Annotated in this window: 14 protein-coding genes; 9 read left to right on the top strand and 5 right to left on the bottom strand. The window is 68.1% G+C overall.

The annotated features are described in order from the left end of the window. Positions 1-7: 7 nt before the first annotated feature. Entirely contained in the window at positions 8-802 is a 795-nt protein-coding gene (locus VMT65_RS06790) for an alpha/beta fold hydrolase (protein ID WP_442790182.1), read from the bottom strand. Between the two features lie 61 nt (positions 803-863). Further along, complete coding sequence (gene hemW / locus VMT65_RS06785) at positions 864-2087, bottom strand: radical SAM family heme chaperone HemW (protein ID WP_442790181.1); 1224 nt, start codon at positions 2085-2087, stop codon at positions 864-866. 149 nt (positions 2088-2236) lie between these two features. Here hemW and VMT65_RS06780 point away from each other — a divergent pair, with 149 nt between their 5' ends. From VMT65_RS06780 to VMT65_RS06750, 7 genes are all read left to right on the top strand, one after another. Then, positions 2237-3094 (top strand): immunity 49 family protein, encoded by an 858-nt coding sequence (locus VMT65_RS06780; RefSeq protein ID WP_326307061.1) that lies wholly within the window; start codon positions 2237-2239, stop codon positions 3092-3094. Between the two features lie 105 nt (positions 3095-3199). After that, positions 3200-3292, top strand: a complete 93-nt coding sequence (locus VMT65_RS38390; protein ID WP_353526446.1) for an Ms4527A family Cys-rich leader peptide — start codon at positions 3200-3202, stop codon at positions 3290-3292. 118 nt (positions 3293-3410) lie between these two features. After that, positions 3411-5198, top strand: a complete 1788-nt coding sequence (locus tag VMT65_RS06770) for a nitrite/sulfite reductase (protein WP_326307060.1) — start codon at positions 3411-3413, stop codon at positions 5196-5198. 15 nt (positions 5199-5213) lie between these two features. Continuing rightward, the gene (locus VMT65_RS06765; RefSeq protein ID WP_326307059.1) at positions 5214-5924 is read left to right on the top strand and encodes a phosphoadenylyl-sulfate reductase; all 711 of its coding nucleotides are present in this window, start codon (positions 5214-5216) and stop codon (positions 5922-5924) included. Further along, positions 5903-6829, top strand: coding sequence for a sulfate adenylyltransferase subunit CysD (gene cysD, locus VMT65_RS06760; protein WP_326307058.1), 927 nt, complete (start codon positions 5903-5905; stop codon positions 6827-6829). Before VMT65_RS06765 ends, cysD begins: the two co-directional genes overlap by 22 nt. After that, the gene (locus tag VMT65_RS06755; RefSeq protein ID WP_326307057.1) at positions 6829-8148 is read left to right on the top strand and encodes a sulfate adenylyltransferase subunit 1; all 1320 of its coding nucleotides are present in this window, start codon (positions 6829-6831) and stop codon (positions 8146-8148) included. The genes cysD and VMT65_RS06755 overlap by 1 nt, the downstream gene beginning before the upstream one ends. A 64-nt stretch (positions 8149-8212) precedes the next feature. Further along, complete coding sequence (locus VMT65_RS06750; protein WP_326307056.1) at positions 8213-8977, top strand: sirohydrochlorin chelatase; 765 nt, start codon at positions 8213-8215, stop codon at positions 8975-8977. Positions 8978-8984: 7 nt separating this feature from the next. On the opposite strand, the gene VMT65_RS06745 is transcribed toward VMT65_RS06750, so the two are convergent. Genes VMT65_RS06745 through VMT65_RS06735 form a run of 3 tightly spaced genes read right to left on the bottom strand, consistent with a single transcriptional unit; the run spans position 8985 to position 11836 of the window. Further along, positions 8985-10226: an FAD-dependent monooxygenase gene (locus tag VMT65_RS06745; RefSeq protein WP_326307055.1), complete on the bottom strand. Its 1242-nt coding sequence runs from the start codon at positions 10224-10226 to the stop codon at positions 8985-8987. A 23-nt stretch (positions 10227-10249) separates the two neighbouring features. Beyond that, on the bottom strand, positions 10250-11119 hold the full coding sequence (locus VMT65_RS06740) for an alpha/beta fold hydrolase (protein ID WP_326307054.1): 870 nt from the start codon (positions 11117-11119) through the stop codon (positions 10250-10252). Positions 11120-11128: 9 nt separating this feature from the next. Next, the gene (locus VMT65_RS06735) at positions 11129-11836 is read right to left on the bottom strand and encodes a TIGR00266 family protein (RefSeq protein WP_326307053.1); all 708 of its coding nucleotides are present in this window, start codon (positions 11834-11836) and stop codon (positions 11129-11131) included. A 137-nt stretch (positions 11837-11973) separates the two neighbouring features. On the opposite strand from VMT65_RS06735, the gene VMT65_RS06730 reads away from it, so the two are divergent. Together VMT65_RS06730 and VMT65_RS06725 are read left to right on the top strand one after the other, a co-directional pair. Further along, the gene (locus VMT65_RS06730) at positions 11974-12540 is read left to right on the top strand and encodes a hypothetical protein (protein WP_326307052.1); all 567 of its coding nucleotides are present in this window, start codon (positions 11974-11976) and stop codon (positions 12538-12540) included. A 37-nt stretch (positions 12541-12577) separates the two neighbouring features. Then, a complete protein-coding gene (locus VMT65_RS06725) occupies positions 12578-13225 on the top strand; it encodes an HAD family hydrolase (protein WP_326307051.1) in 648 nt (215 codons plus the stop codon). Positions 13226-13233: the final 8 nt, after the last annotated feature.

The raw sequence follows: 13233 nt of genomic DNA, 5'->3' as shown, positions 1-13233 counted from the left end.
CCCATTCTCACCGCCCGGCGGCCGCCTCCACCACCGCGGCGACCTCGGCCGGATGCGACACCAGCCCGGCGTGCGAGGCGTCGATCGAGGAGATGTGCGCACCCATCCGCCTGGCCATATCCCATTGCGAGGCAGGGGGAATCACGCGATCGGCGGTGGAGACGAGATACCAACTCGGCGTGCCCGACCAGGACGGCGCACCGGAGGGTTCGAGATTCGCGGTGAGGGCGAGGGAGTGCTGGCGCGCGGCCATGTCGGCGGCGGTGGCCGGGTCGACATCCTGGGCGAACACATCGTGGAAGCTCGCGGGATCGACATACGCGTCGAGGTTCTTCCCGGCGATGCCGTGCGCATCGTCGACGACCTTGGGCCGCAAGGCCAACGTCAGCTGAGAGCCCGGATACCGAATCGGATTCAGCTCCTCCAACGCGAACTCCCCCTGCGTCGGCGCGAAAGCCGCGATATAGACCAGTGATTCGACCTTCGCATCGTGCACGTTGCTGATCACGGTGCCACCGTACGAATGCCCAACCAGCACAACGGGACCGGAGATGCCATCGATCGTGCGCTGGATCGCCGCCGCGTCAAAAGCCGGGCCGCGCAGCGGATTATCCGGTGTGACAACGTGATACCCGTCGTCACGCAGCCGCGAGACCACGCCGTCCCAGCTGCTGGCATCGGCGAAAGCGCCGTGCACCAGCACGATTGTGGGAAGTGGTGCGCCAGTTGCGGGTACGGCGGCCACCAGTGATCCAAGGACGAGAGCCATCGTCACGACGGCGGCACGCACCAACCGGAACATGGTGGTCAATTCTCCAGGACGTCCGCAACCGTGGAAAGGGCGTTCGGAATCTCCATACGACTCAGCTGAGGAGGGTGCGGACTACTCCGTCGGCCAGGAGGCGGCCCCGGTTGGTCAGGATGAGGTGGTCGTCGATGCCTTCGGCGAGGCCGTCGGCGATGACGCGGTCGGCGGCGCGGCGGCCGGCGGGGTCGAGGTCGGCGAGGGGGAGGCCGGTGCGGAGGCGGACGGTGAGCATGACTCGTTCGGTGTAGCGCTCTTCGGGGGTGAGGGACTCCCAGCCGGCGGCGGGGAGGTCGCCGGTGGTGACTCGATCCGCGTAGCGCGCGGGGTGTTTCACGTTCCACCAGCGGACGCCGCCGACATGGCTGTGTGCGCCCGGGCCCGCGCCGAGCCAGTCGCCGCCATCCCAGTAGCCGAGGTTGTGGCGGCAGCGTCCGGCGTCGGAGGCGGCCCAGTTGGAGACCTCGTACCAGTGCAGGCCCGCGGCTTCGAGGCGAGTGTCGATGCGTTCGTAGCGGGCGGCGAGCACATCGTCGTCGGGGGCGGGGAGTTCGCCGCGACGTACCCGGCGGGCCAGGGCGGTGCCGTCCTCGACGATCAGCGAGTACGCCGACACGTGGTCGACGCCCGCCGAGAGCACAGCGTCGAGGCTCGCATCCAGATCGGCGTCGGCCTCCCCCGGCGTCCCATAGATGAGGTCGAGGTTCACGTGGTCGAACCCGGCCGCCCGCGCTTCCCGCGCGGCGGCCACCGCACGTCCCGGAGTGTGGGTGCGATCCAAGATCTTCAGCACATGCTGGGCCGCGGACTGCATGCCCAGCGAAATCCGCGTGTACCCCGCACCCCGCAGCCGCTCGAAGAACTCCGGCGAGGTCGACTCCGGATTGGACTCGGTGGTCACCTCCGCCCCGGGCGCGAGCGTGAAGTTGTCGCGAATGGCGTCCAGCACCCCGGCCAGCCCGTCACCACCCAGCAGCGACGGCGTCCCACCCCCGACGAACACGGTCTCCACCGGCGGCGTATCCGACGGCAACGCATCGAATTCCCGTGCCGCCGTAGCGAGTTCCCCCTGCAACGCCTCGAACCACGACTGCGGCGAGGACGAACTACCCAACTCCCCCGCCGTATAGGTATTGAAGTCGCAGTACCCGCACCGCGTCGCACAGAACGGCACGTGCACATAGATCCCGAACGCCCCGCCCCCGAAATCACGCAGCACCGGCACGGGCGATTCGTCCGCCGCGGAGGTGCCGGAGGTCCGATCGGGAACAGTCGAGGTCACCCCTCCAGTGTGACCGGTTGCCCCCGTCACAGGTCACCCGCCCGTGCGGGCCCGCCCGCTCACACGGCGCGGCGGCTCGAATCCGGGTACATTCCAAGGGGTTTCGAGGGGCCGGGTGGAGGCTCCGGAGGCGGATTGGGGACGGTCCGATGATCGAGATACCGCGGCATGCCATTGACCCGAGGTCGATTCGGGAGGTGGACGAGGGGTCGGTGGCGGCGGTCGTCGGGCGGGTGCGGGTGCCGCCGCGGCCGGACGGGCCGAATTTCTCGCGGTCGATGGACGGGACGTTGCTGGCTCGGATGCTGATGGCGGATCCGGCGGCATTGCGCTCGCGGACCTGGTATTTCGCGCGGTCGACGGAGCGGACGATCACGCGGCGGTTCCGGGCGAGCGGGATCGAGCACGGGTTCGATCGGCACGATCGGGTGGCGGGGTGGCGGGCGGCGTTCTGGTGGACGCTGATCGCGCGGGACGCGGAGGCCATGCGGGAGTTGATCGACTATCCCGTCGATCGACTACGGGAGTACGGGGACGGGGCGTTCGACGACTTCCAGTACGAGTGGGTGCGGCTGCTGCAGAGCGCCTGGCGGTTCGGGCCGCGGAGCGTGGCGGAGGCGGCGTGGGGGTTGGACACCCGCAGCCGGGTGGGGGCGCAGCAGGTGACGGATCAGCTGATGCGCCCGGCCATCGAGGTGTTCGTGCGGTTGGCCGAGGGGGATTCCGAGGGGTTCGACCGGCAACTGGCCCATGCCCTGCGCCTGCATCGCGGCTTCTTCGACACCGCGACCTGGGGACACGACCCCGAGGGCGTCTTCTCGCTGCCGCTGCTGGCCCTGTCCTGTTGGGCGCGGGACCTGGGCTATCGCACCGCCGTCCGCTCCGAGTACCTACCGGCCGGATTCATCGATCGCCCGGACTGGATGTACTCCCCCGAGTTGGCCGACGAACTGAACCGAATCGAATCCGCCAAGGCGCGCCTCACGTCCAGCACCAGCGATCTATGACACCTGTCACAAAACAGAACATATATCCAGGGGATTTCCCGGGAAACTGAGGAAAATTCGATCCGGCAGTCGGAACGACCCTTCTGACGTGGCACAATAAGCCACATGACTGGACTTGGAGTACGACTCGTGGCGCGTCGCCATGTCGACTTCAAGCGCGTCTGCAGCGCGAGCTGTCTGCCGGAGAGCCTCCGGTAGATCGGCTTCCCTTCCCCGGAATCCAGCGTCCTTCTGACGCTGTAAGAGCCGGTTCTCTGATATCGGAGGCGTGAGCCAGCCCCTCCCGCCTGCCCGCAAGATCCCCAGGAGCGACCCCATGACGTCGAGCACCGACGCCACTTCCGATAACGCTCACTCCACCCGGCCCGAAAAGCCCGCCTCGGAGCGACGTGTGCGTCCGGACCGTCCGCGCTCGGAAGCGCCCGTCGCCCCGCGCGAGCGCACGGCCCGTCCGGTCAAGCGCAAGTCGGAGGGCCAGTGGGCGCTCGGCTACCGCGAGCCGCTCAATGCCAACGAGCAGTCCAAGAAGGACGACAACCCGCTCAATGTGCGGGCACGCATCGAGAACATCTACTCCAAGGCCGGATTCGACTCCATCGACAAGAGCGATCTGCGCGGCCGCATGCGCTGGTGGGGTCTGTACACCCAGCGCGAGCAGGGCTACGACGGCACCTGGACCGGCGACGAGAACATCGACATCCTCGAGGCCCGCTACTTCATGATGCGGGTGCGCTGCGATGCCGGCGCCCTGAACCTGAAGCAGCTGCGCACGCTCGCCGAGATCTCCACCGAGTTCGGCCGCGACACCGCGGACCTGTCCGACCGCGAGAACATCCAGTACCACTGGATCGAGATCGAGAACGTGCCGGAGATCTGGCGGCGGCTGGAATCGGTCGGCCTGCAGACCACCGAGGCGTGCGGCGACTGCCCGCGCGTGGTGCTGGGTTCCCCGCTGGCCGGTGAATCGCTCACCGAGATCATCGATCCCACCTGGGCCATCGAGGAGATCGTCAAGCGCTACATCGGCAAGAAGGAGTACTCCAACCTGCCGCGCAAGTTCAAGACCGCCATCTCCGGCCAGCAGGACGTGGTGCACGAGATCAACGACGTCGCCTTCGTCGGCGTCGTGCATCCCGAACACGGTCCGGGCCTTGACCTTTGGGTCGGCGGCGGCCTGTCCACCAACCCGATGCTGGCCCAGCGCGTCGGCGCGTGGGTGCCACTCGAGGAGGTGCCGGATGTGTGGGAGGCCGTCGTCTCGCTGTTCCGCGACTACGGCTACCGCCGCCTGCGCACCAAGGCGCGCCTGAAGTTCCTGGTGAAGGACTGGGGCATCGAGAAGTTCCGCGAGGTGCTCGAGACCGAGTACCTGAAGCGCAAGCTGATCGACGGCCCGGCCCCCGAGCAGCCGAAGCGGCCCATCGACCACATCGGCGTGCAGAAGCTGCGCAACGGGCTCAACGCGATCGGCTTCTCCCCCATCGCCGGTCGCGTCTCGGGCACCATCCTGACCAAGGCCGCCGAGGCCATCGAGCGGGCCGGTTCCGACCGGGTGCGGTTCACGCCGTACCAGAAGCTCATCGTGCTCGACGTGCCCGACGACAAGGTCGAGGAGCTCATCGCCGAGCTGGAACCGCTGGGCCTGCACGCGCGTCCGTCGCACTGGCGGCGAAACCTGCTGGCCTGCAGTGGCATCGAGTTCTGCAAGCTGTCGTTCACCGAGACCCGCAAGCGCTCGCAGGCACTCGCGCCGGAGCTCGAGCAGCGGCTGGCCGACATCAATGCCGAGCTGGACGTGCCGATCACGATCAATATCAACGGCTGCCCGAACTCCTGCGGTCGGTCGCAGATCGCCGATATCGGCTTCAAGGGCCAGCTGGTCGACGACGGCAACGGGAATCAGATCGAGGGCTTCCAGGTTCACCTCGGGGGCAGCCTCGGTTTCGATGCCGCCTTCGGCCGGAAGTTGCGCCAGCACAAGGTGACCGGCGAAGAGGTCGGCGACTACATCGAGCGCGTCGTGCGCAATTTCGTCAAGAACCGTGACGAGGGTGAGCGATTCGCGCAGTGGGCTGTTCGTGCCGATGAAGCAGATCTGCGGTAGGTAGGGGAATCAGCAATGACTACAACGAAACTCGCGGAAGACGAGCTGCGCGCCCTGGTCGAGAAGGGCAATGCCGAGCTCGGCCCGAACGCCACCGCGCAGGAACTGCTGCAGTGGACCGACGACACCTTCGGCTCGAACTACATCGTGGCGTCCAACATGCAGGACGCGGTGCTGGTGCAGCTGGCCGCCCAGGTCCGCCCCGGCGTGGACGTGCTGTTCCTCGACACCGGCTACCACTTCGCCGAGACCATCGGCACCCGTGACGCGGTCGAGCTGGTCTACGGCGTGAACATCGTGAACGTGACGCCGGAACACACCGTGGCCGAACAGGATCAGCTGCTGGGCAAGGATCTGTTCGCCCGGGACGCCGGTGAATGCTGCCGCCTGCGCAAGGTGGTCCCCCTGAAGAAGTCCCTCGTCGGATACAACGCCTGGGTGACCGGCATCCGTCGAGTGGAGGCGCCGACTCGCGCCAACGCACCCCTCATCTCCTACGACGAGGGCTTCGGCCTGGTGAAGATCAATCCGATCGCCGCCTGGTCGGACGACGAGATGGCCGCCTACATCGAGGCCAATGGCATTCTCGTCAATCCCCTTGTGGAAGAGGGCTATCCCTCCATCGGTTGCGCTCCGTGCACGCGGAAGCCGGAACCGGGATCCGATCCGCGATCCGGCCGCTGGGCCGGCCTCGCCAAGACCGAATGCGGGTTGCACGCGTCATGACCTCTCTCGAGACAGAATTCGACACTCTCGCGGCTCTCGAGTCCGAGTCCATCCACATCTTCCGCGAGGTGGCGGGCGAGTTCGAGCGGCCGGTGATCCTGTTCTCCGGCGGCAAGGACTCCACCGTCCTGCTGCACCTGGCGATCAAGGCGTTCTGGCCCGCGCCGCTGCCGTTCGCGCTGCTGCACGTGGACACCGGGCACAACCTGCCCGAGGTGCTCGCGTTCCGCGACAAGGTGGTCGAGAAGTACGGGCTGCGACTGCATGTCGCGTCAGTGGAGGACTACCTCGCCGACGGGCGACTGCAGGAGCGACCGGACGGCATCCGCAACCCGCTGCAGACCGTGCCGCTGCTGGACGCCATCAACGAGAACCGCTTCGACGCGGTCTTCGGTGGCGGTCGCCGCGACGAGGAGCGTTCGCGCGCCAAGGAGCGGATCTTCTCGCTGCGTGACGCGTTCGGCCGCTGGGACCCGAAGCGGCAGCGTCCGGAGCTGTGGAACCTGTACAACGGCCGCCACGCGCCCGGCGAGCACGTGCGCGTGTTCCCCATCTCCAACTGGACCGAGCTGGACATCTGGCGCTACATCGCCCGCGAGGACGTGGAGCTGGCCAGCATCTACTACGCCCACGAGCGCCCGGTCTACCAGCGCGACGGCATGTGGATGACCCCCGGCGTGTGGGGCGGCCCGGCCGAGGGCGAGGAGCTGCTGGTCAAGTCGGTGCGCTACCGCACCGTCGGCGACGGATCCACCACCGGCGCAATCATTTCCGACGCCGCCGACAATGACGCGATCCTCGCCGAGGTCGCCGCGTCCCGGCTCACCGAACGTGGCGCGACCCGCGGCGACGACCGCGTCTCCGAGGCCGCCATGGAAGACCGCAAGCGAGAGGGTTACTTCTGATGTCCGACCTATTGAGACTGGCCACCGCCGGATCGGTCGACGACGGCAAGTCCACCCTGGTCGGGCGGCTGCTCTACGACACGAAATCCGTGCTGGCGGACCAGATCGACGCCGTGACGCGCGCGTCGGTCGACAAGGGTCTGTCCACCCCGGACCTGTCGCTGCTGGTGGACGGCCTGCGCGCCGAGCGCGAGCAGGGCATCACCATCGATGTGGCGTACCGCTACTTCGCCACGCCCAAGCGGTCTTTCGTGCTCGCCGACACCCCGGGTCACGTGCAGTACACCCGCAACACGGTGTCCGGCGCGTCGACCGCGCAGCTGGTGATCCTGCTGGTCGACGCCCGCAAGGGCGTCATCGAGCAGACCCGCCGCCACGCCGCCGTCATGGCGCTGCTGGGCGTGCCGAAGCTGGTGCTGGCCGTGAACAAGATCGACCTGGTCGATGATCCGGCGGGCGTCTTCGAGAAGATCAAGTCCGAATTCGCGGAGCTGACAACAAAACTCGGCTGGGCGGCCGAGGACGTGCAGGAGATCCCGGTCTCCGCGCTGCACGGCGACAATGTGGCCTCGCGGTCGGAGAACACCCCCTACTACAGCGGTCCCTCGCTCATCGAGCACCTGGAGTCGGTTCCGGTGGACGCGGATGCGCACGGCCGCCACCAGGTCGGGCTGCGCTTCCCCGTGCAGTACGTGATCCGGCCGCGCACCGCCGAGTACCCGGACTACCGGGGTTACGCGGGACAGGTTGCGGCGGGCGTGGTTTCGAAGGGCGACGAGGTCGTGGTGCTGCCGTCGGGCACCCGCACCACCGTCGAGCGCATCGACACCCCGAACGGTGAGCTGGTCTCGGCGCAGCCGGGCCGCAGCGTCACGCTGATCCTGGCCGACGATGTCGACGTCTCGCGCGGCGATGTGATCGCCGCCGCCAAGGACGCCCCCGAGCCCATCGACACCTTCGACGCCACCGTCTGCTGGCTCGGCGACAAGCCACTGCGCCCGGGCGCGCGCCTGCTGCTCAAGCACGGCACCCGCACCACCCAGGCCATCGTGGGCGCGCTCATCGAGCGTTTCGACGAGCAGCACCTGTCGGCGGACCCGAACCCGGAATCGCTGTCGCTCAACGACATCGGCCGTATCTCGGTGCGCGTGGCCGACCCGATCGTGGCCGACGACTACAGCGTCAATCGCCACACCGGCTCGTTCCTGCTCATCGACCCGGCGGGCGGCAACACCCTGGCCGCGGGCCTGGTCGGCGACGCCCTCACCGCGGTCGAGGTCGGCACCGAGGCCGAGTTCGCCGCGGAAGCCGGGGTCTGAGATGAATCCGCCCGGCAACGGCGCAGTTCCGGCCGTCGCGCCGGTCGGTTCGATCACTCCCCGCATGCCCGTCTGGCGAGACGCCCCGGCGCTCATCGCCGTGGCACATGGCAGCCGTGACCCGCGCTCCGCTGCAACCATGCGGGCCGTGGTCGAACTGATCGCGGCGCAGCGCCCCGATCTCGATGTGCGACTGGCCTTTCTGGACCTGAGCACCCCCTCGGTGGATCAGGTCGTGGATGCCGTTGCCTCCGACGGGCATACGCACGCGATCGTGGTTCCGTTGCTGCTGGGCAGCGCATTCCACGCGCGGGTGGATCTCCCCGGCCTCCTGGACGAGGCCCGCTCTCGCCATCCGCGCCTGCGCCTGACCCAGGCCGATGTCTTGGGCCCCGATCCGCATCTGATCTTCGCCCTGCGCGATCGGGTGCTGGAAGCGCTGCGCGGCGACGCTGCCGCTTTCCATCCCAGCATGGCGAGGGGGTTGGGCATCGCGGTCGCCGCGGTCGGCTCCTCCTCCCCCGCCGCGAACGCCCGCACCGGCGATGTCGCACGCCTGCTCACGACCCTGACCGGCTGGGACACCGAAATCTGCTTCGCCACCACCGATCCCACACTCGACAAGGCGTTCACCCGCCTGAAGGCCCGGGGTGCGGAGCGGATTCTGGTCGCGCCCTGGTTCTTGGCTCCGGGTCTGCTGACCGACCGGTTGCGCGACTCGCTTCCGGATCTCACGCATGCCGAAACCATTGGCGCGCATCCGCTTCTGGCCGAGGTCGCCCTCGACCGCTACACCACGGCGACCCTGCCGCTCGAGCTCTCGGCCTGAGCTCGCATCAGTTTTCGACGGCGGGATAGTCCGGCAGCGGGTATTCGGCCTGCTTGCCGATCAGGCGAGTCAGCAAGGCGCGCAGGGGAGACAGGGGCCGCGACATCAGGGTCTCGATGAGGATGTGCATGATGGCGACGCCGCGGCGGGTTTCGGGGTGGCGCAGGCGGACCTGGGTTTCGGTGCCCTTCTGGATGGTGGTGACCAAGGGGCGCAGGAGTTCTTCGTAGCGGTCGAAGGCCCTGGGAAGATCGGTTGGGGTGGTCGCGATTTCACCTGCCAGCAGGTACGCGCCGATGATGGCGAGCGCGGTGCCCATGCCGGTCATGGGCGATCCGCAGCAGGCCGCGTCGCCGAGCATGACGACCCGCCCCTTCGACCAGTGCGGCATGCGGACGCGGGCCACCTCGTCGAAATAGAAGTCGGGAGCGTCGGGCATGGCGTCCAGGATGTCCGGGATCACCCAGCCGTATCCGGTCAGCCGTTCGCGGATGAGCCGCTGTTGCGCTTCGAGGTCGCCGCGCAGCGCGGGGTCGGCGGGGATGCGGGTGGAAATGATCGCCATGGAGGTCGCCGGATCCGGGTCCGGGCGCAGCGCGACCGTGCTGCCGGGAACGGGATACACACCGACCCAACCTGTTTCGACATTGGTACCGGGTGGGGTGGGGATGGTGAAGAACCCGATGTACGCGCCGAGGTACTCCACGAATTGCTCGCGCGGTCCGAAAACCTTCTCGCGCAGTGCGGAATTCAGTCCGTCGGCGCCGATCACGACATCGAACTCGGCGGCCGCGCCGGAGGCGAAGCGCGCCTTCACCGTCTCGGCGTCCTGATCGATGTCCTCGACCCACTCGCCGTAGCGGTAGTCGAGTGATCCAGATTCGGCTGGGAGCCCGGCGATTTCGTCGAGCAGGACCTGATTCAGTTCGCCCCGCGCGATCTCGATCTCGGCGACGAACCCCTCGCCCCCGAACATCTCGGCGGGCATGCGCGCCCGGCCGCGGCCGCGCTCGTCGATGAACACCATGCCGCGCTCGTGGAGCTGCCGCTTGCGAATGCCGGGCATGAGACCCATCCGCTCGGCCACCTTGCGACTGGGCCCGCGCAGGTCGACGGCCTGCCCGCCCGGCCGCGGCGCGGGCGCGCGTTCGACGACGGTGGTGTCGATCCCGGCCCGCAGCAGTTGGAGCGCGACGGCGTTGCCCGCGATGCCGCCCCCGCAGACCAGCACGCGAATCGGTCGAGACATGGTGAACCTCCGTGTTGAGCCGGTCAAGCCTGCAGAAATCGCGACAGCACATCCGTGGTGCGGCGCGGGGCTTCCTCGGGGAGGAAGTGTCCGCAGGGTAAGGCCGTCCCGGTCACCGTGTCACACCATTTTCCCCATACCCGCAGCGGATCTGTTGCCCCGTCGGCGATCCCGCCGGTCTCGCCCCAGAGCACGAGGGTGGGACACTCGATCTTCCGAATGCCCCGGTCGGCTTCGTCGTGCTCGCGATCGAGCGTCGCGGCGGCCCGATACTCCTCGCAGATGGCGTGCACCCGCTTCGGATCCCGGAACTGTGCCAGATACGCGGCGCGCACCTCGTCGGAGAACACTCCCGGAGTGCTCGACCACGAGTCGAGCATGTGATTCACCAACACCTCGGGAGAACCCGAAATCAGTTGCTCCGGAACAGGTTCCGGGGCAGCCAGGAACGACCACACCCAAAACCCGCTACCGAGCTCGGCCCGGAAAACCTCCGCCGTGGGGATCACGTCCAGTACCGCCAGCCGCCCGATCACCCCAGGATGGTCGAGCGCCATCCGGTAGGCGCACCGCGCGCCCCGATCGTGCCCGACCACCGCGAATCGTCGATGTCCCAGTGCCGCCATCACTTCCACCTGCTCCCGGGCGATCTCCCGCATGCTGTACGGCCCGTGATCCGGTGTGCTCGGTGGGGTCCCGCTGTCGCCGTACCCGCGCAGATCCGTCGCGATCACGGTGAACGCCTCGGCCAGCTCGGCCGCGACGTGATGCCACATCACGTGCGTCTCGGGAATCCCGTGCAGCAGCAGGACCGGCGGCCCGCTCCCCTTCACCCGCCCGTGAATGTGCCCGGCCGCCGTCGGGATGTCGAAGATCTCGAATCCGGTGAACATCGCGCCACCTCAACGGTTTTGGGAGCCGGGTTCGGGGAGCGGAAGATACGGAATCAGGGTGTGGGCGAGGTTGGTGATGGTCAGCGATTGCAGCCAGACTCGGCCGGGCCCGGTGAGCGCGGCGAGGAACAGGCCGTCGCCGCCGAAGAGAACATTGCGAATGCCCTTCACCATGGTGATGTCGAAATCGACGGAGGCTTCGAACAATCCGATGTGGCCGGGGTGCACGCGCAGGGTCTCACCGGGCGCGAGGTCGTAGCTGACGACCTCGCCGGAGAGTTCCACCCAGGCGTAGCCGTCGCCGGAGAGCCGTTGCAATGTGAAGCCGGTGCCGCCGAAGATGCCCGCGCCGAGGCGACGCTGAAAGCTCAGCGCCACCCGGACATCGCCTGCGGCACAGAGGAATCCGTGCCGGTGCACCAGGTATTCACGGTCCTTGGCGATCTGGACGGGCATGATCTGGCCGGGCAGCTTGGCGGCGAAGGACACTCGCCCGGGCACCCGGTGGGCGGTGTATTCGGTCATGAACAGCCCGGCTCCGGCCATCGCCCGCCGCACCGCCCCGAAGACCCCACCGGCCGCGCCCTTGGTCGAGGTATGGAGACGGATCGAGTCGGTCATCCACGACAGCTGCCCCGCTTCGGCAATGAGGCTGTCACCCGGTTCGAGGGCGACCTCGAGGACCGGCATGACGGTTCCCCGGATTCTGGCGTCCATCAGGTTTCCCCTCCCGTGCTTCGCAGCCTCACACCAGTGTGCCCCGCCTCCGGTCGCGGCGTAGTCGTCACCGACTTGCCACCGGCCCCACCTTCTTAGTAATTTAGGCTTCCCTTACCTAACAGAAGGCTCGACCCATGCTCCAGACCAGCAGTGCCCGGTATCGCACCGGGACGGCGGGGATACCGCACGATTCCTGGCGAATCGTGGCCGCCTACGCCCTGCTGGCCACCGGCACCCTCGCCGCGGCCGTCTGGATCGCCGCCCACGTCACCGCCAGCCCGGCCGTGCACACCGGCGGACTGTTCGTGCACCTCACCTCGCTGGTGGTGGGTTTCGGCGGGGTGCTCATGGCCGATTCCTTCGTCTTGCGCTGGGCCGCAGGACGTCTCACCCTCGCCGAGACTCTGCGCGCGGTCAGCCGATTGCACGTCCCCATTTGGTTGGGACTGGCCGGTTTGGTGGCCAGCGGCTGCGTGCTGGAGCCGAATCTGGCCTCGACCATGACGCGCACCAAGCTGACCCTGGTCCTGGTGCTGACGCTCAATGGGATTCAGGCCTGTGCGCTCGAGCGCCGACTGCGCGCCCGCGGCGACACACCGCTCACCGGCCGCCTGCTGGCCTGGGGCGCGGCGACCGGATTGGTGTCGCAGGTCTGCTGGTGGGGTGCCACGGCCATCGGCTTCCTCAACGCGCAGCGCTGATTCCCGATCGGAATCGACCGCCCGATACGCTGGGCGAATGATCAAGGCTGCGGTATTCGATGTGGGCGAGACGCTGATCGACGAGACGCGCATCTGGTGCCGGTGGGCCGACCGGCTCGATATCCCGCGCTTCGCGTTCCTGGGCGTCATCGGCGGAATGGCCGCCACCGGGCGGCCGCTCACCGACGCCTTCGAATTGGTGCGGCCGGGCCTGGATCTCGAGGCCGAGCAGTCGGCGTGGGCCGCCGAGGAGCCGGAGAGCCTGCGCAACAACTTCGACGGTGACGATCTGTACCCGGACGTGCGGCGGGCGCTGAGCGAACTGCGGCGGCGGGGAATCACCGTCATCATCGCCGGGAACCAACCGCCGCAGGCGAAATCGGCGCTGGAGCGGCTGCGGCTGCCGGTGGACGCGGTGTACACCTCGGCCGAATGGGATCTGGAGAAGCCGGATCCGAAGTTCTTCACGCGGGTGATCGAGGTGGCCGGTGTCGAACCCGCGGAGATCGCCTACGTCGGCGATCGGGTCGACAATGACGTGGTGCCGGTGGCGGCGGCGGGCATGCGGCCGGTGTTGATTCGGCGCGGACCGTGGGGTTATCTGACCGCCGAGCTGCCCGACGCGGCGCGGGCGACGGTGATCGACGGGCTCGACGAACTGCCGGATCTGCTGTCGCCCGCCTGATCTCACCA

This window comes from Nocardia sp. CDC153 (assembly GCF_035818515.1).
Taxonomy (GTDB): Bacteria; Actinomycetota; Actinomycetes; order Mycobacteriales; family Mycobacteriaceae; genus Nocardia.
This window is presented reverse-complemented; position numbering and strand designations above follow the sequence as displayed.